This is a genomic window from Pseudomonas sp. NFPP24 (assembly GCF_900112095.1).
GTDB lineage: Bacteria > Pseudomonadota > Gammaproteobacteria > Pseudomonadales > Pseudomonadaceae > Aquipseudomonas > Aquipseudomonas extremorientalis.
Genome location: NZ_FOKD01000010.1, coordinates 211,926 through 234,810, shown reverse-complemented (window position 1 = coordinate 234,810; position 22,885 = coordinate 211,926). Strand labels below are relative to the sequence as shown.

Annotated in this window: 17 protein-coding genes; 6 read left to right on the top strand and 11 right to left on the bottom strand. The window is 55.5% G+C overall.

All coding sequences use genetic code 11. The annotated features are described in order from the left end of the window. Window positions 1-28 precede the first annotated feature (28 nt). On the top strand, window positions 29-1,741 hold the full coding sequence (locus BM026_RS21835; protein ID WP_092244395.1) for an ATP-binding protein: 1,713 nt from the start codon (window positions 29-31) through the stop codon (window positions 1,739-1,741). After that, window positions 1,738-4,257, top strand: a complete 2,520-nt coding sequence (gene uvrA / locus BM026_RS21830) for an excinuclease ABC subunit UvrA (protein WP_093513413.1) — start codon at window positions 1,738-1,740, stop codon at window positions 4,255-4,257. Before BM026_RS21835 ends, uvrA begins: the two co-directional genes overlap by 4 nt. Window positions 4,258-4,383: 126 nt before the next feature. On the opposite strand, the gene tkt is transcribed toward uvrA, so the two are convergent. Further along, window positions 4,384-6,447, bottom strand: coding sequence for a transketolase (gene tkt, locus BM026_RS21825; protein ID WP_093530057.1), 2,064 nt, complete (start codon window positions 6,445-6,447; stop codon window positions 4,384-4,386). Between the two features lie 175 nt (window positions 6,448-6,622). Here tkt and BM026_RS21820 point away from each other — a divergent pair, with 175 nt between their 5' ends. Next, window positions 6,623-6,847: a DUF465 domain-containing protein gene (locus tag BM026_RS21820; RefSeq protein WP_093530056.1), complete on the top strand. Its 225-nt coding sequence runs from the start codon at window positions 6,623-6,625 to the stop codon at window positions 6,845-6,847. An 80-nt stretch (window positions 6,848-6,927) separates the two neighbouring features. Here the strand turns inward: BM026_RS21820 and BM026_RS21815 are convergent, their stop codons facing one another. The 8 genes from BM026_RS21815 to BM026_RS21795 all read right to left on the bottom strand — a co-directional run bounded on the left by BM026_RS21815 (window position 6,928) and on the right by BM026_RS21795 (window position 16,131). Further along, window positions 6,928-8,205 carry an MFS transporter gene (locus BM026_RS21815; protein WP_256575541.1) on the bottom strand — a complete coding sequence of 426 codons (1,278 nt, stop codon included), beginning with the start codon at window positions 8,203-8,205 and terminating at the stop codon, window positions 6,928-6,930. After that, window positions 8,202-9,185, bottom strand: coding sequence for a HesA/MoeB/ThiF family protein (locus BM026_RS21810; RefSeq protein WP_139217569.1), 984 nt, complete (start codon window positions 9,183-9,185; stop codon window positions 8,202-8,204). Before BM026_RS21810 ends, BM026_RS21815 begins: the two co-directional genes overlap by 4 nt. Next, on the bottom strand, window positions 9,178-10,611 hold the full coding sequence (locus BM026_RS29005) for a hypothetical protein (protein ID WP_139217568.1): 1,434 nt from the start codon (window positions 10,609-10,611) through the stop codon (window positions 9,178-9,180). Before BM026_RS29005 ends, BM026_RS21810 begins: the two co-directional genes overlap by 8 nt. A 24-nt stretch (window positions 10,612-10,635) precedes the next feature. After that, complete coding sequence (locus BM026_RS29000) at window positions 10,636-11,868, bottom strand: hypothetical protein (RefSeq protein ID WP_139217567.1); 1,233 nt, start codon at window positions 11,866-11,868, stop codon at window positions 10,636-10,638. A gap of 146 nt (window positions 11,869-12,014) precedes the next feature. Next, window positions 12,015-13,001, bottom strand: coding sequence for a cupin-like domain-containing protein (locus BM026_RS21805; protein WP_093530052.1), 987 nt, complete (start codon window positions 12,999-13,001; stop codon window positions 12,015-12,017). Window positions 13,002-13,089: 88 nt separating this feature from the next. Further along, window positions 13,090-13,230 carry a hypothetical protein gene (locus BM026_RS29225; RefSeq protein ID WP_175507962.1) on the bottom strand — a complete coding sequence of 47 codons (141 nt, stop codon included), beginning with the start codon at window positions 13,228-13,230 and terminating at the stop codon, window positions 13,090-13,092. Window positions 13,231-13,669: 439 nt separating this feature from the next. Next, complete coding sequence (locus tag BM026_RS21800) at window positions 13,670-14,686, bottom strand: EamA family transporter (RefSeq protein WP_175507961.1); 1,017 nt, start codon at window positions 14,684-14,686, stop codon at window positions 13,670-13,672. Window positions 14,687-14,754: 68 nt separating this feature from the next. Beyond that, window positions 14,755-16,131, bottom strand: coding sequence for a 2-oxoadipate dioxygenase/decarboxylase HglS (locus BM026_RS21795; RefSeq protein WP_093530048.1), 1,377 nt, complete (start codon window positions 16,129-16,131; stop codon window positions 14,755-14,757). Between the two features lie 290 nt (window positions 16,132-16,421). Here BM026_RS21795 and BM026_RS21790 point away from each other — a divergent pair, with 290 nt between their 5' ends. Next, window positions 16,422-17,831 (top strand): OprD family outer membrane porin, encoded by a 1,410-nt coding sequence (locus tag BM026_RS21790; protein ID WP_092244382.1) that lies wholly within the window; start codon window positions 16,422-16,424, stop codon window positions 17,829-17,831. A 69-nt stretch (window positions 17,832-17,900) separates the two neighbouring features. Then, a complete protein-coding gene (locus tag BM026_RS21785; protein ID WP_093530046.1) occupies window positions 17,901-20,534 on the top strand; it encodes an MGH1-like glycoside hydrolase domain-containing protein in 2,634 nt (877 codons plus the stop codon). Window positions 20,535-20,581: 47 nt separating this feature from the next. On the opposite strand, the gene BM026_RS21780 is transcribed toward BM026_RS21785, so the two are convergent. Both BM026_RS21780 and BM026_RS21775 read right to left on the bottom strand, forming a co-directional pair. Next, on the bottom strand, window positions 20,582-20,896 hold the full coding sequence (locus BM026_RS21780; protein WP_093530044.1) for an SCP2 sterol-binding domain-containing protein: 315 nt from the start codon (window positions 20,894-20,896) through the stop codon (window positions 20,582-20,584). 56 nt (window positions 20,897-20,952) lie between these two features. Beyond that, complete coding sequence (locus BM026_RS21775; RefSeq protein WP_093530042.1) at window positions 20,953-21,663, bottom strand: histidine phosphatase family protein; 711 nt, start codon at window positions 21,661-21,663, stop codon at window positions 20,953-20,955. 195 nt (window positions 21,664-21,858) lie between these two features. Here BM026_RS21775 and sohB point away from each other — a divergent pair, with 195 nt between their 5' ends. Next, window positions 21,859-22,884 (top strand): protease SohB, encoded by a 1,026-nt coding sequence (sohB, locus tag BM026_RS21770; protein ID WP_071488016.1) that lies wholly within the window; start codon window positions 21,859-21,861, stop codon window positions 22,882-22,884. Window position 22,885: the final 1 nt, after the last annotated feature.

Below are 22,885 nucleotides of genomic sequence, written 5' to 3'. Positions count from 1 at the left end.
ATGTTCTCTTAGCGCACAGAGCCAACCGATGCAATTCTTATCCAACCCCCACGGCTGCGAAGGCTGGGCCGGTGAAATGGCCCAGCGGATCCGCGCATTCGATTGGTCGGGCACCGACCTGGGCCCCATTGACCGCTGGTCCACCAGCCTGGCGTGTACCGTACAGATGATGCTGGCTTCGCCCGTGCCGATGGTGATGTTGTGGGGACGCCTGGGGCACATGATCTATAACGACAGCTACTCGGCCTTTGCCGGTGGCCGTCATCCCTACCTGCTGGGCACACCGGTGGAACTCGGCTGGCCGGAAGTGGCCGACTTCAATCGGCATGTGATGGACACCTGCCTGGCCGGCGGCACCCTGTCATTCAACAACAAGGACCTGGTGCTGTTGCGCAACGGCCAGCCGGAAACCGTGTGGCTGGACCTCTACTACAGTCCGGTGGCCGGCGACGATCAACAACCGGCCGGCGTGCTGGCGATTGTGGTGGAGACCACCGAACTGGTGAAGTCCGAACAGGTACGCCGGGAACTCACGCACAACCTCGAACAACGGGTGGCCGCCGAAGTGCAGGCGCGCTCCGCGGCCGAGGACCAGTTGCGCCAGTCGCAGAAACTCGAAGCCATTGGCGGCCTCACCGGCGGCGTGGCCCACGACTTCAATAACCTGCTGCAAGTGATCGCCGGCAACCTGCACCTGCTGGCCCGCCAGGAACCGGACAACGCCCAGGTGCAGCGGCGTGTCACGGCCGCCATTGCGGCGGTGGAGCGTGGAGCCAAGCTGTCCTCGCAACTGCTGGCGTTCGCCCGGCGCCAACCGCTGTCGCCGGCGGTGTACAACCCGCAACGCATTTACGCGGGGCTTGGCGAGTTGCTGCAACGGGCGTTGGGCGAAACCATCCATATCGACGTGCAGATGCCCCAGGATGCCTGGTTTATCAATGTCGACCGCAACCAACTGGAGAACGCGCTGCTCAACCTGGCGATCAATGCCCGCGACGCCATGAAGGGCGAAGGCGTGATCCGCATCTCCGGCGAAAATATCATCCTCAATCCGGCCGATTGCGCGGGTAAAAGCATCAAGCCCGGCGAGTATGTGCGCCTGGAGGTGGCCGATACCGGCGTCGGCATGTCCGAGAGCACCCTCAAGCGTGCCTTTGAACCCTTCTTCACCACCAAGCGTGAAGGCCATGGCACCGGCCTGGGCCTGAGCATGGTGTTCGGCTTTGTGCGCCAGAGTGGCGGGCATGTGGAAATGTGGAGCGAGGAGGGCAAGGGCTCGGTGGTGCAGATGTATTTCCCCCACAGCCTGGAACCGGAAAGCCTCGATGTGCATATGGACCAGGTGCAGCACAGCGGCGGCCAGGAAACCATCCTGGTGGTCGAGGACAATGAAGGTGTGCGCCTGACCGTCGTGGAGTTGCTCGAACAGTCCGGCTACACCGTACTTACCGCCGAAGACGGTGACCAGGCTATGTCGAAACTGCAGGCAGGCTCGCCACCGGACCTGATCTTCACCGATGTGGTCATGCCCGGCCGCGTCAAAAGCACCGACCTGGCCGACTGGGCCCGCCAGCAGACGCCTGCGGTGCCGGTGCTGTTCACCTCCGGCCACACCCGTGACATTCTCTCCAGCAATCACTTGCTGAGCCCCGATATTCATCTGCTGAGCAAACCCTACAGCCCCGAAGCGCTGACGCAACGGGTGCGCAGCGTGCTCACCGCCCGACAAGGTTGTCCATGACTTCAACGCGCAATATTCCCTCTATCACTGCCCAACCCTCGGGCTTTGTCCGCGTGCGCGGCGCCCGCGAACACAACCTGCGCAACGTCGATGTGGATATCCCCCGCGATGCCCTGGTGGTGTTCACCGGGGTGTCGGGTTCCGGCAAATCGTCCCTGGCGTTTTCCACGGTGTATGCCGAGGCCCAGCGTCGCTATTTCGAGTCGGTGGCGCCCTATGCACGGCGGTTGATCGACCAGGTCGGCGTGCCGGACGTGGACAGCATCGAAGGCCTGCCGCCTGCCGTGGCCCTGCAACAGCAGCGCGGCACGCCGAGTGCGCGCTCGTCGGTGGGCAGCGTGACCACGTTGTCGAGTTTGATCCGCATGCTGTACTCCCGCGCCGGCAGTTATCCGAAGGGGCAGGCGATGCTGTACGCCGAAGACTTTTCGCCGAACCTGCCCCAGGGCGCGTGCCCGCAGTGCCATGGCCTGGGGCGTGTGTATGAAGTGACCGAGGCGCTGATGGTGCCCGATCCTTCCCTGACCATTCGCCAGCGTGCGGTGGCGTCCTGGCCGTTGGCGTGGCAGGGGCAGAACCAGCGGGACATCCTGGTGACCCTGGGCTATGACGTGGACATCCCCTGGCGCGACCTGCCGAAAAAGCAGCGCGACTGGATCCTGTTTACCGAAGAGACCCCCACCGTCCCGGTGTACGCCGGCTTCACCCCGGAACAGACCCGCGATGCGTTGAAGCGCAAACTGGAGCCGAGCTACCAGGGCACCTTCATCGGCGCACGGCGCTACATCCTGCACACGTTCACCCATACCCAGAGTGCGCTGATGAAAAAGCGCGTGTCGCAGTTCATGCAGGGCAGCGCCTGCCCGCTGTGCGATGGCAAGCGGCTGACCCAGGCGGCGCTGTCGGTGAAGTTTGCCGGGGTGGACATCGGTGAGTTGTCGCAATTGTCGTTGACGCAGTTGGCCGAGTTGCTGCGACCGGTGGCGGCGGGGCAGGACAAGATGAAGCTGTCGGTGGAGAAACGCCTGGCCGCGCAGCGCATCGCCCAGGACTTGCTGGAGCGGGTCAGTACCTTGACCGAACTGGGCCTGGGTTACCTGTCCCTGGAGCGCAGCACGCCGACCTTGTCGTCCGGCGAGTTGCAGCGACTGCGCCTGGCAACGCAATTGGGTTCGCAGTTGTTCGGCGTGATCTACGTGTTGGACGAACCTTCGGCAGGCCTGCACCCGGCGGACGGCGAGGCATTGTTCACCGCCCTTGACCGCTTGAAGGCGGCCGGCAATTCATTGTTTGTGGTGGAGCATGACCTGGAAACCATGCGCCGCGCCGATTGGCTGATCGACGTCGGCCCGGCGGCCGGTGAACAGGGCGGGCAGGTGCTGTACAGCGGCCCGCCGGCGGGGCTGGCGCAGGTGGAGGCGTCGCAGACCCGTGCGTACCTGTTCGCGGAACAGCGCGTGTCGGCTCAGGTGCGCCGTGAAGCCACCGGCTGGCTGCAACTGGAAGGTGTGACGCGCAATAATCTCAAGGGCCTGGACGTGGATTTCCCATTGGGCTGCTTCACGGCGGTCACCGGGATTTCCGGCTCGGGCAAGTCCAGCCTGGTCAGCCAGGCACTGCTGGAGCTGGTGGGCGCCGGCCTTGGGCGTGTGATGGAAAACGACGAAGAACCAAGCCTGGAAGACGACGCCCCGCAAACCAGCGGGGGCCACATCCGCGCCGGGCTGGAGCATATCCGCCGCCTGGTGCAGGTCGACCAGAAACCCATCGGTCGCACGCCACGCTCCAACCTGGCGACCTACACCGGGCTGTTCGACAACGTGCGCAAGCTGTTCGCGGCCACTCCGGCGGCGAAGAAGCGGCATTACGATGCCGGGCAGTTCTCCTTCAATGTCGCCAAGGGCCGTTGCCCGAACTGTGAAGGCGAGGGCTTTGTCAGCGTTGAACTGCTGTTCATGCCCAGCGTGTATGCGCCATGCCCGACCTGCCACGGCGCACGCTACAACCCCGAGACCCTGGCGATCAAATGGCAAGGCTTGAGCATCGCCGACGTGCTCGGGCTGACAGTGGAACAGGCGGTGGAGGTATTTGCCGAGCAGCCTGGGGTGTTGCGTTCGCTGCAGGTGCTGCGGGATATCGGCCTGGGTTACCTGCGCCTGGGGCAACCGGCGACCGAGCTGTCCGGTGGTGAAGCACAACGCATCAAACTGGCGACCGAGCTGCAACGCAATGCGCGGGGCGCCACCCTGTATGTGCTGGATGAACCCACCACCGGGTTGCATCCACGGGATGTGGACCGCCTGCTCAACCAGTTGAACCAGCTGGTGGACGCGGGGCATACAGTGGTCGTGGTGGAGCATGAAATGCGCGTGGTGGCGCAGAGTGACTGGGTGATCGATATCGGGCCGGGGGCGGGGGATATGGGCGGGAAGGTGGTGGCCAGTGGTACGCCGCAGAAGGTTGCCAAAAGCAAGGCCAGCCGGACTGCGCCATTCCTGACCAAAGAACTGAACTAAAAGCGGATGAGAACTTGTGGGAGGGGGCTTGCCCCCGATGACAGTGTGTCAGTCAACTGATATGCGACTGACACACCGCTATCGGGGGCAAGTCGAACCGTCGCACCGCCCCTCCTACATTTCTGATCACTGTTGAGTCAGTTGGATCTGTGCTTTCGCCTGCTTCACAACATTCTCAACCGTAAACCCGAACTGCTCCTGCAACTGGGCCAACGGCGCCGACGCACCAAAGCTGTTCATCACCACCTTGGCGCCGGTCTGCCCCACATACCGGTCCCAGCCGAGGGGGCCTGCCTGCTCCACGACGACCCGAGCTTTCACCGCCGGCGGCAACACGCTGTCGCGGTACGTCTGGTCCTGGTCCTCGAACAACTCCCAGCTGGGCATGGACACCACTTGCGCGGCAATCCCTTCGTTTTCCAACTGCTCATACGCCGCCACCGCCAGGCTGACTTCGCTGCCTGTGGCCAGCAGAATTACCTGGGGCGCATCTGCACCCGCCAGCACGTAAGCGCCCTTGGCGGCCCCGGATGCCGGCGCGTACCGCGTACGATCCAGCGTCGGCAGCGGTTGACGCGACAGCACCACGCAACTTGGCCGATGGGTCTGTGCCAGCGCCACCTTCCACAGCTCGCGGGTTTCATTCGCGTCACCGGGGCGCAAGGTCAGCAGCCCCGGCGTTGCGCGCAACTGGGTCAGATGCTCGATCGGCTGGTGCGTTGGCCCATCTTCACCCACGCCAATCGAATCATGGGTAAACACGAACACCACCGGCAGTTCCATGATTGCCGCCAGGCGGATCGGTGGCTTCATGTAGTCGCTGAACACCAGAAAGGTCGAGGTGTACGGCCGCAGGTAGGACAATGCCATGCCATTGGCGATGGCGCCCATGGCATGTTCACGAATGCCGAAGTGCAGGTTGCGCCCGCTGTAGTCCTCGGCGCTGAAACGCCCGGCGCCGTCGAAGGTGAGGTTGGTCTTGGTCGACGGTGACAGGTCGGCCGAGCCGCCCAGCAGCCAGGGGATCTGTTCGGCAAACGCATTCAGCACCTTGCCGCCGGCGGCACGACTGGCGATGCCCTTGGCGTCGGTATCGAAATCCGGTAGGTGTTTCTGCCAGTGCTCCGGCATTTCCCCGGCACGCATGCGCCTCAATTCATCGGCCAATTCCGGTTCGTACTGTTCCAGCTGGGACAGGTGTTCGCTCCACTTTTCATACAGCGGCTCGCTGCGCTCAAGCAAAACATCACGCAATTGCGTGCGCACCTCATCGGGAACCAGGAAGCTGGAATCCTCGGGCCAGCCATAGGCTGCCTTGGTCAGGCGAATTTCCTCTTCGCCCAGGGGCTCGCCATGGGCGGCGGCCGTGTTGTGTTTGTGCGGGGAGCCGTAGCCGATCACGCTGTCGACCACAATCAGGGTGGGCGCGCCGCGGTTGCAATGGAACGCCTCCAAGGCATTGCTCAGGGCTTGCAAGTCGTTGGCATCGGTCACATGCAGGGTGTGCCACCCATACGCCTGGAAGCGCTTGATCACATCTTCGCTGAACGCCAGCTCAGTGTGGCCTTCGATGCTGATGGTGTTGTTGTCATAGATCCAGCACAGCTTGTCCAGTTTCAAATGCCCGGCCATGGACGCCGCTTCGCCGCTGATGCCCTCCATCATGTCGCCGTCGCCGCACAGGGTGTAGACGTTGTAGTCGAACAGGGTTTTTTCTTCGCGGTTGAAGCGCTTGGCCAGCCAACGCTCGGCCATCGCCATGCCGACGCTGTTGGCACAGCCCTGGCCGAGCGGGCCGGTGGTGGTCTCCACCCCAGTGGTCATACGGTATTCGGGGTGGCCGGGGGTTTTGGAGCCCGCTTGGCGAAACTGCTTGATATCGTCCAGGCTGACAGCGGCCTGGCCGGTGCGCTTGCCGTCGGCATCCAGTTCCACCACACCGGCCAGGTGCAGCAGCGAATACAGCAACATCGAGGCATGGCCGACGGACAGCACAAACCGATCACGGCTGGGCCAGTCGGGATGTTGCGGGTGATAACGCAGGAAACGACTCCACAGCGTATAACCCACCGGCGCCAGGCCCATGGGCGTGCCCGGATGGCCGGAATTGGCCTTTTGCACGGCATCCATGGCCAGGGTGCGGAGGGTGTTGATGCATTGGGTATCGACAGCGGTGGCAGCGTGCGTCATGAAACCGTTCTCCCTCGGGTGGCTATCTAGAGTGGAGGGCAGGGCGCGGCAAAGGTTTGATCCAAACGCCCGCGCCGCGACGAACGGGGCTGTATTGACCCTGAACATGACAAGACCCCTCGCAATGGTCTAGCTTCTAGGGCGTAAGCCATTGATCAACATGCGGAGGTACGCCATGCCAGTGAAACACGACCTGTATCAGGACTTGGGGTTGAGCAAGGAAGTCGTTCACGAACGCAGGGCGAGCGACAAACGCCTGGACTCGCTGCTCACGCAGTACGACGACGCTGACAAAGAGGTGCTGAAGGCGGAGTCGGCAAGTGCCAGCGACGAGGAAGTGGAGAAGCTGAAGAAGAAACGCTTGTTGATCAAAGATGACATCGTGGCGAAGTTGGGCTGATCACAACCGAGCCTCCTTGTAGGAGCAAGCGTGCTCCTACAAGGTTATGGACGTATTTTATCTACCCGGCTTTAGGCCTGTCACGGCGCATCTCCAGTAAACCGGGTTGACTCAAGCTTTTTGCTCTTTTTACGACGTTGTTGCCCACCTAGCAGTAAGGTAGTACTTGCAAAAAAGAGACCCATAAAACAGACGCCTGCAACAACAATTAACGTCGACGAGAAACCATATCTATCCAGCAGCCCGCCGAAGACAGTGTAGGAGATACCGATGATGATCGAATTGACTAGATTGGCAACGGAGAGGCAGGAGGCTCGAATACGTGACTCTATGTTGTCATTGATGTAGGTCTCGTAGGCAGTTTCATAGATGGCGGGGAGTGACATGATTAAAATAAATACTGCGACTGAAGAGAGTGTTCCGGTATTCAAAGATAGGGTGAAGAGCAGTGCGGTGACAATGAGGGTGGTAGTGACGGCTATCACCCCAAGCGTGAATCTGGAGCAAATATATCCTGCAACCATAAACATGGCAGCCGATATGATTTCAACGGCGGCATAAATGCCGGCAATAATAGGTATTTCTAGACCCTGCTGGGAGAAGAATGGCTGGCCGTAGATGAAAAGAGGAATGGTTGAGAGTTCAAATAGAGCATATCCAACAAAGAGAGGTATCAGAAAAGCACCTCTGTTGGAGCTGAAAAATTTGATGAGTGAAGTAAAGCTACCCTCTGCGGTTGTCGTATTTAATTCATTTACGTTGTTGGGGTTTAGTGAAATAGGTGGAAGCTTGATTTCGGAGTTGAATACTACAATGATGGCGCCGATGAGTTTTGATGCCGCAAAAAAAATATAGACTCCATTCCAAGAGAACGTGTCTTGTATGACGCCGCCAAGAAGCATGGATAAGCTCAGTGATATCGCACCAATAGCACGGGCGCGTGACAATATTTTAGGATACTCATCAGCGCGATGTTCAGCCAGTAAGTTGTCATAAAGCAATGCTCTGTCTGAACCAGACCCCATGGCAATGCTGGCACCGAATAGGCAGAATATGATTGCGAAGGGAATAAAAGACGAAAATAGCAAAAAACCAATCCCACTGACACACAAGCCTAAAAAGCTGATGATAAGCGTGCACTTGCGACCATATCGATCTGCGAGTAAACCAGAGGGGATTTCCAGCGCGACTGAAGAAAAAAACAAGAATGATTGTAGGATACCTATCTCGCCCTGGGTGATACCGAGTTGCAGTAGGTAAAGTACAAATAAGCTTCTCTGGACGTCCAGGTTCATGAAAATAGACAAGACGTAATATAGATTGTCGTTCTTATTTTTTAAAAGTTTTAGTGTGGTCATTGTTTTTTGAACACCTGTTTTTTTGTGAACTCAAAAGATTGAAAATTCAAGCTCACGGTGCATGCATCTAGCCTTGAAGGTCTATTGGTCAAATGTTGAAAGGCTTCCCAGGCCAAAAGGTTGGCGATAATTGAGTTTGTTATTCCGTTGGATGGAAAGCGAGCAGGAATAATTATTTTTCTACAAGCGCTACGTACCTCTCTAATCCAGCTTAGGTAGGCCAGAAATGAAGATCTGTCTTTTAGAAGTGGCCCGAGTATGCCGTTGTTGATGCCAACTGCACCGAAGAGTGCTGATGTGCCTGCTTTTATAGCAGCAGTAGCTACGTAAGTTTGAATAGCTCCCTTAGGTTCATCAGCACAGCAAATTATTAACGCCGTGCTCTGGGATAACTTGGCGAGTTGTCGGCTGGAAGTTATTTTGGCTATAAAAGGTTTGGCTTTGATTACTTGTTGGTTTTCTATTAGTCGCTCGGCAAGTATATCTGCCTTAAATTTACCGACGTCGCGCATGCCAAATACAAATTGACGATTAAGGTTGCTGATGTTTACTTTGTCGAAGTCAATCAGAACAAAAGAACCAACGCCTGCGCCAGCAAGGCTTTGAGCAACTAAAGATCCTGTTCCGCCGCATCCGACAATTACTACTGATGAGTTTTTTAGTTGCTGGCTAAATTTTTGATTTGGTGCAATAGCTTCGTTCCACGACCATTGCATTTTTTGTAACTGAGACATCCCTAGAGGTGCGACGGCATGAATGAGATTGGCATTCTTTAGTTTTTTGAGAAGACTTTCATCCGGTTCATTTTTAAAGTTTATTGGAATTCCTGTTGTGCTAAGCAAACGAAACCGTTTAGCGGTGTCGGGATGGTGGTTCCCGATGAGTCTCATGCCATCTTCAGTGATTAATTTAAGTTGGTTGTTATCATTTATAATAACAATATCACCTCGCAGCACCCATTTTTCATGTTTTTCAATCAAAGATGCATTCCTCTATTGTGTTTACATTTCCTACGTTTTTTACAAACATAGCCATCTCCCTATAAACTGTTTCAGCCAACAACATGGGCAATGCTTCGTCACTAGATTTGGAGTAAAGTCCTGAAAAAATAGATTTAATAAAACTGATGGACTTGGTGGATGTTTCCAAACCAGATACTTTTCTTTGAAATAGAGTTAGTCGCAAACTTTTTTCGCTTGCTGCATTTATGGTTAATGATTTCAGTGTTTTTCTTTCTTCGCTTGTAAGTTGATGGATGAGTTGGCGACACTGACTAATAAGGTGGAGCGGTTTTGTTTTGTCTTTTTGTCGCAATTCAATAAACTGTTGTAATAATTTCTCTGCGTGGCTCATTATTTCAAATGGGCTGTTTTGCCTTTGATAATTTGCACGAATAGGGAAGGAGTAGTAAGAGGAAAATGCGGACCATGATAATAGTATTTTTGTATTAGGGTTGGGGAGTGTATCTAATGCTTTGGTTAGTCCAATGCCACGATATTGTGGGTGTACAATAACTCTGAAAGATTGCAATACATATTTATTGATTTCCGAGAACTCGGGGAACACCTCGAATGCCTTTGGCCATGGACGAATACATAAGTTAACACCAATCAATTCCCCTTTGGAGTGAGCTGTGACAATATGATCAACTAGAGGTGCTAATATATCTAGATCATCCGGGTTGTCATTTTCGTAATGGTAGTGAGAGAGTTTTTTATAGTCGTCTATAGTGCCTTCTTTAATTGTGATTTTTAAGCTTTCTAATGTGTTTGTGTTTTTTGGTTTTCTGTTAAAAAGGCGATGTTTTCCATTGGGGTAGAGTTGAATGTGAGTGTCAGGCTTTAAAAAATCGACAAGGTCATCATGGCAACTTGCGATAAAGGCATTTTGTTTGTTGGAGCGAAGAATTTTTCCCAAGTTTATTGCGACTATTTGAGCAGTGCGCCTATCCAATCGTGTAGTAAATTCGTCAAGAATAAGTGGTCCCATGCCTTGAAGTAAGGCTAATGCAATGAGAAAACGTTCTTTTTGTCCATCAGATAGATGGGAAAAAGGACCAATGAGGATGCGTGGTTCCCCCAAGCCAAATTTTGAAAGATAACGAATGACAGCACCTGCATCCTCATTCGATATTATTTCCGCGATAGATTTGTCATTGTCGATATAGGTTGGTATTTTTTTTATAGACGAAAAATTTCGAGCGATATCTTCCAGTAGTAAACTCTTACCTACACCACTTGCTCCTGTTATTAGAATGACCCCATCTTTAGGGATGTCTATACATGATAGAGACTCCATCCACCCTTCTTCGGATAAGCCAAAGGTTTTAACTATGTCTTGGCAAACCTTGTTCGAGTTTTTTGGTGGGGGGATATATAGGTCTATTTTTGTACTTATTGTTTTCATGGTGTTACTCAAGTTATAGATGTGTCAGTTTTTGAAGTCGACGTTGCTCAAGCAAATACTTGGGATTGCACCAATTATTACGCTTGGACATATGTCGTCTATTATGTCGTCTAGCAAACGTCTGTGCATATTGTTAAATATTGGGGATTTTAATGTTTGAATGTATTTTTTTTGGGCTCGTGGTTCACTTCGCCAAACGGGACAAAATATTAACGACGCGTACCTACCCCAGGCATCATCGGTTGGTCCGGAAACTATCATTAACCGCAAAGCTGCTCTAACTTTAGGCGCTGAATAGCTGTCAGAAACCGGAGTGCAAGGTATGCCATTTTTTTGAAGAGTTGTTGCAATAGACCAAGCTACCGTAGCGTTAGGGGAGTAGTCGGAATAAGCAAAAATGAGACCATTTCTCGATGCTGTAGGCGACCAATCTAAAGGTGTTAGGTTTCTTAAGGGCAATGGATCATCAGATAGTGTGGATACTCTTGCCCAGCCCACATGCTCTCCGCAGTTGGTTTTATTTAGAATGCTTTTTATTTTTCTGCGAATTTGTTTTTTGTCATCGCCAAGAAGCTCGCCTGAAAAAACGAGAATAGCTCTAAGCGATGTTTTTTTAACGATACGTTGTCCATTCCCTGATGTGAGTGAATTAAATGGTGTAGCGGTGTCTGCAGTCTGATTAATAATTCCTTTTTCATATAAGGTGATGTTCTCTTCAGGATTTCTAATGACTTCTATTAGAATGGTCGGGATGCTGTTATAGGGGCAAAAAGCCTCCCACCGGTTAGGGGCAATTTCACAGATTTGTCTTGCCCCCGGCCATTTATTATTACGAAATGGTATCCACGCAGGAGATGATAGCAGTCCTTCAAAGGCTGGAACTTTATCCTGGAAATTGATAATGGCACTGCCATCCTGCATTAATCCCAACTTTGCTTTGCTCATGATTAGATGATGGACGGTGACATCATGACTGATCAGATATTCGAGACCTCTCAAATAATCCTCTCCCGAAATATAATTCAACTTGTGATTATTATTTTTTTTTGGGGAAAGAATGTATGTGTGTCCTTCATCTTTAATGTTTATGTCGCAGCCGCCTTCTATACTCAAGTTTGGCATGGGTGAAGACAATGGTGCTCGTGGAGGGAGTGCTCCAAAGCTAGCCAATTGCAGTGCGCCATAGTTGCGAGGAGATTGTAAGGGTCCAGGAGGTGCATCCACAGCAATTCTAATTAGTTTATTTTCCTCAGTCACACAGCCTCCCCGCTTCCTTGATGAAAGCTTGTAAATATATTTAATTCTTACATCTTTTGTTGGTTGGGTTGATATCGGCTTACTTTGTTTGTGCAAAAATAATCAGTAATTGCAGGTTTTTTGGGTTTGATTGATGCGTTGCTCCTTCATTTAATAGAATTTTGCTCATAGTAATTATCTAGAAAACTTTCGGACTTTTCTGTTGATTTCTTGAGTAACATAATATAATTTTTTTCGTGCTTAATAAAATCACCAGTTTTGTGTGATGGTGGGGGTGATAATGTTTGTTCTGCGCTGGATATTTCCTTCCTGGCTTCAACTCCTAAATCTTCGATTTTGCTTAATATGGGTAGAACAAACCCGCGCATTTGCTGTTCGAAAAGTGGAAATCTGTGCGTGTCTACATGTAAATTTTGAACAGCAATCGTGAATCCAATATTTATCACGTTATGCCACCAACCCGGTGGGATATAAAATGCATCACCCGCAGATATCGTGCCTTCAAAAATTTCGGCACCTTGCTCAAGTACGTTTTTAGCAACGTTGGGATTAAATAAATCGAGCCCGTTAGAAACTGCAAATGTGTGCGATGGAGATACCATGCGTGCTTTCTTTACACCCGCAATCATAGTCAGCACAGAGTTAACGAAGAAAGAATCTGTATGGAGGGGGCTCGATACATATTGGTAGCCGATAATTAAGTTGGTCGGCGGTATTGAAATTGAAATTGGCAGTTTGTATAGCCAGTTTTCAGGAAAGCAAGGTAATGTCATGTCGATATCATCTAAGAGTTCTGGAGCCTCCTTATGATAGATCCATCCGCCTAAATATGGTGGCTCAGCGTAATCGTCAGGGGGGGCATTTTTTTCTGCTAGGTTGATATATTCGTTTAGACGCATTTTGATTTGGTTTTTATAAGCTTCTTGCTGTTTTGTCTTGTAGTAACAAACGGGTACTTTTATGTGCCCATAATTATTCCTGAAAAAATCGGCGGACCAACGTCTAATTGCGGGCCAATCCTTGCCCATTCCTTTTAAAATGACTGGCTTTTCATTCATGAGGTATTTTTCTTGGAACAGCATTGCATCACCAGCATCAATGCTTTCAAGAAGATTTATATTTTTGTTTGACAAGGCGGTGTTCCTTGTTCAGTATTTTTCTAGTTTTTAAAAAAGGTCAGACTAAACGAATGACCTTTTTTGTCTTGGTGCTATCGAGCCATTAACAACGGCTAAAAACAGCTTGAAGCATCAATTCATCATCTGCTAAATCCATGAAGATAGATATATCTTCACTTTCATTTGTGGTAGAGAATGTGTTGTCAGTCTCTAGTGCATACTCAATCACTTCTTCATTTTTCATTATTATGTTCTCTTTTTGAATTTTAGATTAGGTGGTCACTGATTGATTTTGATTTTTGATCAAGAGCCACGCTGTGGTTCCTTCCTCTTTTGAACCAAATAGATCAGTGCCGTATTGAGTAAAAGCTATGTAGGCTGCAGATTGCAAACATAGCGCGTCCTAAATTCGTGTAGTACTTTTCTGCTGGGTTTTCTGTAGGTTTTTTCTTCGTTGCGACTTGCAATATTCCGCGCATGTCTTCTGGGCGTTTGCGACACGTTCAATAATGAGCTGAGTTGACGAGTCTCCTGATTTCGTTTGAGGTCGTTAGCGGATGTCAGCGTGTTGGGGGGCATACGCTTCTGACGTCGCTACAACGAACGCTTCACCTGTTTTAGCCTTCCGGGCTTTGAAAGTGTCACGGCTCCAGATTTATGCGGTTGGCCTTGTTGTGTTGCAACTATTGTTTTTGTTTAGTCGCCAGTTCATGAATCATGAGCACTATCAGCACGCCTACCGTGAATGAGTACAGGAGCAACGCATTTATCGAGATCGGTTGCTTGTACACATACACAGCGATCACAAGCTGCGTGATGGGCAATACGAATTGAAATAAGGCTGCCTGGGAAAGTGGGATTCTGCCGATGGCGTAGGCAAACATTATCAAGGGCACGACCGATATTACGCCTGCCAGGGGAATCAGCCACTGAGCCTGAGTTGACATGGGATCTGGCCAGGCAAGGCTCCATCCAAGCAGCGCAACAGCGAGCACGATGGCGAGTGTTAAAAACAGAGTCTCGACGAACAAGCCCTCTACCGCATTCAACGGCGTGGCTTTTTTGATGCAGGTGTAACTCCCCCAAGTGACGGCGATCAGCACGTAAATCCAGTGGTTGAGCTCGCTGCTGGTTAGCGCCAGCAGCAAGGCTGCGGCCATGATAGTCAGCATTGAAACAGTCTGTGCAGGCCTGAGCTTCTCGCGGTAGAAAAAGACGCCCATCGTTATCGATAAAAACGGGGCAAGCAAATAGCCGAAGCCACTTTCAAGCACATGGCCGTGCAGGGATGCCCATATGAAGGATCCCCAGTTAACGGCTACCAAAAAAGAAGCAGTGCAGTGCAGGCCTAAGGTGCGGATATTGAGCTTTACGAGGTGACGAAAGCCTTGGCCAAACCCAATGATCACAGCCAGTGCGAGCAGGGATAGCAGGACCCTGTAGGCAACCAGAACCTGGGGCGTGAGTTCGTTCAGCTCTCGCCAGTACAGCGACGATACCCCAAGGAGAATATTGGCAGCTAAGCCGCTGGAGGCCGCCAATAGATAGGTAAATGAAGGCTTGGTCATATCGGCCGCACGCAGGGGAATCTGCTGCAGCATCGTTGTTTTATTGCGCAGTGAACAGGGACGTTCGCCCCGTTCACATTTTTTCAGAATTGACTGAAAGACATCATCCCACTCACTGCCTATCATGCCCATCGCCCACCCGGCTCTGGGGACTGTTGCAGCGCAAGGATTGCGCTGGTGAGCCGGATGGGTACTTCAGTTCATGCCAGCAGCGCCTGGGTGCATTCATCGATGGAGCGCTGCTGCGTCTTGCCATACAGTTTCAATTCATCAATCGTTCGCTGGCCCAGTGCCTGTTCGAATTCGGCCTGGTTCGAGTTGGCCACATAGTGACTCTGCGCCGCATCCCCCAGGTTCGACTGGAAAATCCCCGCCGCGCTCACCGGCAGAAAATCTTCATACACCAACGGTTCCACGTCGATGTGGCCGGCGGCGATCAGTGCCTCCAGGGTGCGTGGTTGATCGGCGCTGCCGCGTGCCGCCAGGCCTTGCTCGGTGGGGAAGTAGCGGTAGTAGGCCAGGCCCTGCTCGCGCATCTGGGCATGGTTGTCCGGAAAGGCCTGGAAGTGTTGCTCCATCAATTCGACATAGCGCGCAGCGTTGCCTTCGTTGGGGAAGGCGCCCAGTGCGTCGCGGGCGGCGTTCAGCAGTTGGTCGTAGAGCGCGCGGCCTTTGGGCGTCAACGCCACGCCGCGTTGTTCGATTTCGCCGAAGCGTGCGCTGTGGCTGCCTTGGGCGTCGGTGAAGGCGATGGGTTCGTCCAGGGCCTTGAAGCTGGTCTGGCGCAGCAGGATCGGGCAGTGGCGGCGCGGCGGGCCTTCGATCACGGCCTTGGGGGTGATGCCTTTGCCGGGCATGGCGGCCTGGACCTGGTCGATGTCCAGGGTGCGTGGGGTCAGGTGGTTGATGTGCGGGCCCTTGAAGGCGACCACGTCGGCGATCAGGCGGTGCTGGTCGCTCAGTTGCTGGTACTGCGCGCCGGTGACGGTGGCGGTGTGATGCCAGCGGAAGGTTTCCAGGGCCTGGCGGATGAATTCGTCGGCATCCTGGGCGTTGAGTCCGCCCTGGTTTTCGGCTTGTTCAATCAGCGCCAGGGCGCCGGGGGTGAAGATCGAACGCTTGGCCAGGGCGGTTTCGGCGAAGGCGCGCAGGTCGGGGTTTTCGATCAGTTCCAGGCGCAGCAATGAGGTGAACACGCGAAACGGGCTGGTCTGCAACGCCTGTTCATGCACGGCGCGAAACGCGGTGGAGTGTACGGGCACGCCAGCCGGGGTCAGGTCGTAGTAGCCCACCGGCTGCATGCCCATCACCGCGAACAGGCGGCGGATGGTGGCCAGCTCGGTGGCGGTGCCCAGGCGGATCGCGCCGTGGCGTTCCATGTCCAGGCGCTGGATTTCGCCGGTGCGTTGCAGCTGTTGCGCCAGCAGCGGTTGGGTGTCGAGCACGTGCGCATTGGTCTCGGCCACCAGCTCCATCAGCGCGCCATACAACGGAACTTCATCTCGGTACATGTCGGACATGGCCTTGGAAAAGCCCTTGCGGATCTCGTCGGGGCTGACCTGTGCGGTGCTGGGCATAGAAAAATTCCTGATGGCGGGGGGCGAGGATAGTGGCCTTTTGCTGGATTTTGTTGAGCGCAACGCCGCCTTGCAAACGAAGATTCTTCAGGACTTCATTCTGCAAATGAATGAGATGACGTGAAGATGACAAAAAACGGCCCGTGTGAAATTTCATTTTCGGGCGTTTTTCCTAACTAATTCTTCACGAAGTCCGCCCCGGCCGGCGTGAAAGAATCGTCACGTTTGCAAGGATGAAAACGCCGTTATGCACACCAGACACATAAAAAAATGTTTAGGGGCTGTCGTTAATGAAAATTTCTACACTGGCGTTGTCGATCACCGCCGCCGTTCTTGCACAACAGGCTTACGCCGATGACTTCGGGCTCGGCTCGCTGGGCACCGGCAACGGTCACAGCGGCTTCCTTGAAGACAGCCATGCGTCTGTCAGCTCACGGACCATGTACTACAGCGCGGATAACCGCTCGGGCACCAACAACGATCTGCGCGAAGCCGCCACAGCGCTGCGTTTTGACTACAAGTCCGGCTTCACCCAAGGCACCGTTGGCCTGGGTTTCGATGTCATGGCCTTCGGCGCCCTGCGCCTGGACGGTGGCGACGGCCACACCGCGGGTCCGGGCCTGGCGGGTAACGGCAACAGCTTCTTCCCGACCAGGAACAATGGCACTGAACCGGCCGACTCCTTCGGGCGCGCCGCCGGCAATGTGAAGTTCCGTATTTCCCAGACCGAGTTGCACGTCGGTGGTGGCCTGGCGCCGGTGCTGCCGATCCTGGTGTCCAACGACAGTCGCGTGGCACCGCAGACCTTTGATGGCGGTATCCTGACCTCCAACGACATTCCCAATGTCACCTTCACCGGTGGTGAGCTGAACCGCGCCGAAGGCCGTGCTTCCAGCAACTCCACAGGCCTGAGCGTGGCCGGTGGTACTCGCGACAGCGACAGCTTCAAGTTCGGTGGGGTGGACTACAAGCCGTTTGGTTCTTCCGACAACGTGATCGCGAAAAACCTGACGTTGCAGTACTACTACGCCCAACTGCAAGACTTCTACAAACAGAACTACGTTGGCCTGGTCCATACCCTGCCGCTGGGCAATGACCAGTCGTTCAAGACCGACCTGCGCTACTTCGACAGCCGCAGCGACGGCAAGAACGGCGAAAGCGGCTACCAATTCAACAACAACGGTGGCTACGCCAAACACGCCGGCGAAGTCGACAACAAAACCTACAGTGCGGCCTTCACCTACCAACTGGGCGGCAGCAGCTTGATGCTCGGCCACATTGGCGTAGGTGACGACGGCGGTTTCGTCTGGGTCAACCAGGGCAGCCTCGCCGACCCGCATGCCCAAGGCGCCGGCGGCAGCGACTTCTACCTGTTCACCGACGCCGTGGTCGGCCAGTTCTCCCGCGCGGGCGAGCAGGTCAACTTTGGCCAATACACCTATGACTTCAAGGCGTACGTACCTGGGCTGAAGGCGTCCGTGGCCTACCTGGACGGTTCGGACATCAAGGCCAAGGTCGCCGGCGGCCCTGACCAGAAGGAAAACGAAGCCGACTTCCGCCTGGACTACGTGGTGCAGGCAGGTCCCCTGAAAGGCTTCGGTACCACCTTCCGTACCGGTACCTACCACGGCAAGAACACCGGCACCGCCGACCAGGACCAGACCCGCCTGATCTTCAACTACACCTACGCCATCTTCTAAGTCTTCATGTGCACCCGGGCGTCATTGGGCTCTACACTGCCTCTCACCTGGTAGGCGCTGGAGGACCCGATGACGGCCACACCCGACACTCGAATGCTTGAGACAACCGAAGGTCAGCGCCTGGCGCAGCAGGATGCCGAGCGCTGGCGCGAGTGGGGTCCCTATCTGAGCGAACGCCAATGGGGCACGGTGCGCGAAGACTACAGCGCCGACGGCGACGCCTGGGCCTACTTCCCCCATGAACATGCACGCAGCCGCGCCTACCGCTGGGGCGAGGATGGCCTGGCCGGTTTCAGTGACAAGGCGCAACGCTGGTGCCTGGGCCTGGCCCTGTGGAACGAGCGCGACGCGATCCTCAAGGAACGCCTGTTCGGTCTCGACAACGCCGAGGGCAACCACGGTGAAGACGTCAAGGAACTGTACTTTTTCGTCGACGGCGTACCGAGCCATGCCTACATGCGCATGCTCTACAAATACCCCCATGCCGCCTTTCCCTACGCCGACCTGATCAGCGAAAACGCCCGCCGTGGGCTGGCTGATGCCGAGTACGAGATCCTCGACACCGGCGTGTTCGAAGACAACTGCTACTGCGATGTCAGCGTCGAGTACGCCAAGCACCAGCCCGACGATATCTTCATGCGCGTCACCGTGCACAATCGCTCGGACCAGCCGACGCGGCTGCAGGTGCTGCCGCAACTGTGGGCGCGCAATGACTGGAGCTGGACCTTTGACGCGCCCAAGCCGCAGTTGATGTTGGACGGGGAGCAGGTGCTGGCACGCCATCCGGAACTGCCGGACCGTCATCTCGGCGCCTGGGGCCAGGACGGGCTGGAGTGGCTGTTCTGCGAGAACGAAACCAACTACCCCAGGCTGGATGGGCAGCCGGCGCCGGGGCCGTTCAAGGACGGGATCAACGATTACGTGGTCGAGGGTGTTCACTCGGCAATTCGGCGTGACAGCGGTACCAAAGTCGCGGCGCGTTTCGTTGTCGAACTGGCCGGGATGGAAAGTAAAACGCTCTACCTGCGCTTTGCCCCTGTCGACGCGCCACAGGTCAACGCGCGCAAGCTGTTCGAACAACGCCGCCAGGAAGCGGATGACTTCTACGCCGCCCTGCAACGTGGCATGGCCGACGACGATGCGCGCAATGTGCAGCGTCAGGCACTGGCCGGGTTGCTGTGGTCCAAGCAGCTGTACTATTTCGACGTCAATCAATGGCTCGACGGCGACCCCGCACAACCCGCGCCGCCGCCCGAGCGCCTGCATATCCGCAATACCCATTGGCGCCACCTGTCCAACTTCGATATCCTCTCCATGCCCGACACCTGGGAATACCCGTGGTATGCCTCGTGGGACCAGGGCTTTCAGGCAGTGGCCATGGCGCTGATCGATCCGGCGTACGCCAAGCAGCAGCTGTTGCTGCTGGTGAAAGACCGCTTCATGCACCCCAACGGCCAGTTGCCGGCCTACGAATGGCGGTTCGACGACGCCAACCCGCCGGTGCATGCCTGGGCCAGCTGGCGGGTGTACCAGCAGGACAAGACGCTCAACGGCGTAGGCGATATGGATTTCCTTGAGCGGATCTTCCACAAGCTGCTGCTGAATTTTTCCTGGTGGGTCAACCGCAAGGACGCCGAAGGCCGCAACCTGTTCCAGGGCGGTTTCCTGGGGCTGGACAATATCGCCTTGTTCGACCGCTCCGCCGCACTGCCGCCGGGGTATCAACTGGATCAGGCCGACGGTACGGCGTGGGTCGCGGCCTATGCACTGGACCTGATGCGCATCGGCCTGGAGCTGGCCAAGCGCAATGCGGTATACGTTGACATCGCGGTGAAATTTTTCGAGCACTTCCTGTATATCGCCGGCGCCATCAACCGTGTCGACGACAGCGCCGAAGGCCTGTGGGATGAGCAGGACCTGTTCTTCTACGACGTGCTGCACCGCCCCGATGGCCAGAACGAACCGGTGCGCCTGCGTTCGATGGTTGGCCTGATGCCGCTGTTTGCCGTACTGGTGCTGGAGCAGCGTGAACATGAAGGCCTGGAGGGGTTGCGCGAGCGGCTGCTGGGGTTCATGAAACATCGGCCGGACCTGGCCAGGCTGGTTTCACGCTGGAACGAACCGGGGCAGGGTAATCGCCTGTTGCTGGCGCTGCTGCGCGGCGAGCGGACCAAAGACCTGCTGCGGCGCATGCTCGATGAACAGGAGTTCTTGTCGACGTTCGGCGTGCGCTCCTTGTCCAAGGCGTTCGCCGAGCAACCGCTGGCGTTGAAGATGAATGGCAACACCCTCAGTGCGAGCTACCAGCCGGGTGAATCCGACTCGCGGCTGTACGGTGGCAATTCCAACTGGCGCGGGCCGTTATGGATGCCGGTGAACTACATGCTGATCGAGTCGCTGCGCGAATTTCACCGTTATTACGCGGACAACTTCTCGGTGGAGTACCCGGCGGGCAGTGGTTATCTGGCGTCCCTGGAGGACGTGGCCGACAGTCTGAGCCAGCGGCTGACGCGGTTGTTCCTGAGGGATGAAAACGGCTCCCGGCCGTCGATGGTGGGATATGCGCCGTTGGAGGCGGATCCGGCAAGTCGCGATCTGGTGCTGTTCCATGAGTACTTTCATGGCGAAACCGGGCGTGGGCTGGGGGCTTCGCATCAAACCGGGTGGAGTGCGTTGGTGGCGTTGTTGCTGCAACCCAAATAAAAATCCCGCCTGTAAAGGCGGGATCGGGATTCAGGGTTGCCCGTGAATCAGGAAGGGAACAGCTCGCTCAGCTTCATGGCCAGCATCATGTCGCCTTCGGTGCGCAGCTTGCCGCCCATGAAGGCTTGCATGCCGTCGGTCTCGCCGCTGACGATGCCTTTCATGGTTTCTGCGTCCATCACCAGGGTGACCTGGGCGTCCGGGTTTTCACCTTCCAGCAATTCACAGGTGTTGTTTTTCACTACCAGCGAGAAGTTCTCGGTGTCGTCGATGCGGAAACCGAACACCAGGTCCAGGCCGTCAGCGGCGGCTGGGTTGAATTTGGCTTTCATTGCTTCTACAGCTTTGGCTACGTCAGTCATGGTTTCGATCCTTTAGGGTAGAGTCCAGTGACCTTGGGGTCACGGTTGGCCGCAGTTCATCGGAACGTGATGAGCTGCGGCGCCTTCAACAGTTGCAAGTGGGTATGGCTGTTGAAGGAAGCCAGTGCCACCTCGCGACCGCGGAATTTCAGCTGGTTGAGCGAGGTGTTAACAATTTGCCAGTTCAGTTCGAAGGCTTGCGCGGCAGGCATTCGGGTGATCAGGTGGAGCAGGGCGGTGATGGTGCCGCCGGAGGTGAACACCGCGATCTTCTGCGTGTTGTCCGCTGCCTCAAGGATGCGTTGCAGGCCACCTTGCACGCGTTCCACGAAGCCCAGCCAGCTTTCCAGTCCCGGTGGATCATAAGTGCCGGCCAGCCAGCGCTCGATGATCAGCGCGAAGATTCGCTGGAATTCGCTGCGGTTCTGCGCGGCATTGCGCAGGATCTCCAGGGCTTCGGGTTCGGTGGTGAGCAGGTCGGGAAGCAGGGCGCGGATGATTGCGTCGGCATCGAATTCGTTGAATGCGCTGTCGACTTCCAGCGCCGGCACCGGCAGGCCGAGGGCGTGGTACTGATCGAAGGCGGCGCTGGCGGTGTGCTGCTGGCGGCGCAGGTCGCCGGCCACGCAGCGGTCGAACACCAGGCCCATGTTCGCAAGGTGGCGACCGAGCACTTGCGCCTGCTCCACGCCGACGGGCGACAGGACGTCATAGTCGTCTGCACCGAAGGAGGCCTGGCCATGTCGAATCAGATAGATGCTGCCCACGTCCGTTTTCCCGGTACGTTGAAAGTCTGGCGAGGTTATGAGGATGCCTGCGAGCTGTCAATGAAAAAACATACGCTTGTTTTAAAAGCTCGTTGGAGCCTGTAGTTGCTGGCGGTTTGATCACTGGCCCGAACGCGGTGCCGCCGGTATGCTGGGGCAATCCGCGCCCGGCGCACTGCACTTGTAAGGAGCAACATGGATTTTTTGGCCGAATATGCGAGCTTTCTGGCGAAGACCGTCACCCTGGTGGTCGCTATTCTGGTGGTATTGATCAGCTTCGCGGCGCTGCGCAGTAAAGGGCGCCGCAAATCCGCCGGCCAGTTGCAGGTCAGCAAGCTCAATGATTTCTATAAAGGCCTGCGTGAGCGCCTGGAGTCGAGCCTGCTCGACAAGGACCAGCTCAAGGCCTTGCGCAAGTCCGAAGGCAAGGCCGAAAAGAAGAAGGGCAAGCAGAAGGCCGAGGCCAAGCCACGGGTGTTCGTGCTGGACTTCGACGGTGACATCAAGGCCTCGGCCACCGAAAGCCTGCGCCACGAAATCACCGCCTTGTTGAGCCTGGCTACCCCGAAAGACGAAGTGGTGCTGCGCCTGGAAAGCGGCGGCGGCATGGTCCACAGCTACGGCCTGGCCTCGTCGCAACTGGCGCGTATCCGCCAGGCGGGCGTGCCGTTGACCGTGTGCATCGACAAGGTCGCGGCCAGCGGCGGCTACATGATGGCGTGCATCGGCGAGAAGATCATCAGCGCGCCGTTTGCCATCCTCGGCTCCATTGGCGTGGTGGCGCAGTTGCCGAACGTCAACCGCCTGCTGAAGAAGCACGACATCGACTTCGAAGTGCTGACCGCTGGCGAGTACAAGCGCACGCTCACCGTGTTTGGCGAAAACACCGAGAAGGGCCGCGAGAAGTTCCAGGAAGACCTGGACATCACTCACCAGTTGTTCAAGAACTTCGTGTCGCGTTATCGCCCGCAGTTGGCAATCGATGAAGTCGCCACCGGAGAAGTGTGGCTGGGTGTTGCAGCCCTCGACAAGCAACTGGTCGATGAACTGCAAACCAGTGACGAATACCTGGCCACCAAGGCCAAGAGCGCCGAGGTGTTCCACCTGCACTATGCCGAGCGCAAGAGCCTGCAGGAGCGTGTGGGCCTGGCGGCCAGCGGTTCGGTGGACCGGGTCCTGTTGACCTGGTGGAACCGGTTGACCCAGCAGCGGTTCTGGTAAG

Coding starts and splice junctions, on each gene's coding strand:
- BM026_RS21790 (WP_092244382.1), top strand. CDS start 16,422: ATGAAAATTTCTACACTGGCGTTGTCGATCACCGCCGCCGTTCTTGCA.
- BM026_RS21800 (WP_175507961.1), bottom strand. CDS start 14,686: ATGGGCATGATAGGCAGTGAGTGGGATGATGTCTTTCAGTCAATTCTG.
- uvrA (WP_093513413.1), top strand. CDS start 1,738: ATGACTTCAACGCGCAATATTCCCTCTATCACTGCCCAACCCTCGGGC.
- BM026_RS29005 (WP_139217568.1), bottom strand. CDS start 10,611: ATGAAAACAATAAGTACAAAAATAGACCTATATATCCCCCCACCAAAA.
- BM026_RS29225 (WP_175507962.1), bottom strand. CDS start 13,230: ATGAAAAATGAAGAAGTGATTGAGTATGCACTAGAGACTGACAACACA.
- BM026_RS21820 (WP_093530056.1), top strand. CDS start 6,623: ATGCCAGTGAAACACGACCTGTATCAGGACTTGGGGTTGAGCAAGGAA.
- BM026_RS21795 (WP_093530048.1), bottom strand. CDS start 16,131: ATGCCCAGCACCGCACAGGTCAGCCCCGACGAGATCCGCAAGGGCTTT.
- BM026_RS21780 (WP_093530044.1), bottom strand. CDS start 20,896: ATGACTGACGTAGCCAAAGCTGTAGAAGCAATGAAAGCCAAATTCAAC.
- tkt (WP_093530057.1), bottom strand. CDS start 6,447: ATGACGCACGCTGCCACCGCTGTCGATACCCAATGCATCAACACCCTC.
- BM026_RS21785 (WP_093530046.1), top strand. CDS start 17,901: ATGACGGCCACACCCGACACTCGAATGCTTGAGACAACCGAAGGTCAG.
- BM026_RS21815 (WP_256575541.1), bottom strand. CDS start 8,205: ATGACCACACTAAAACTTTTAAAAAATAAGAACGACAATCTATATTAC.
- sohB (WP_071488016.1), top strand. CDS start 21,859: ATGGATTTTTTGGCCGAATATGCGAGCTTTCTGGCGAAGACCGTCACC.
- BM026_RS21835 (WP_092244395.1), top strand. CDS start 29: ATGCAATTCTTATCCAACCCCCACGGCTGCGAAGGCTGGGCCGGTGAA.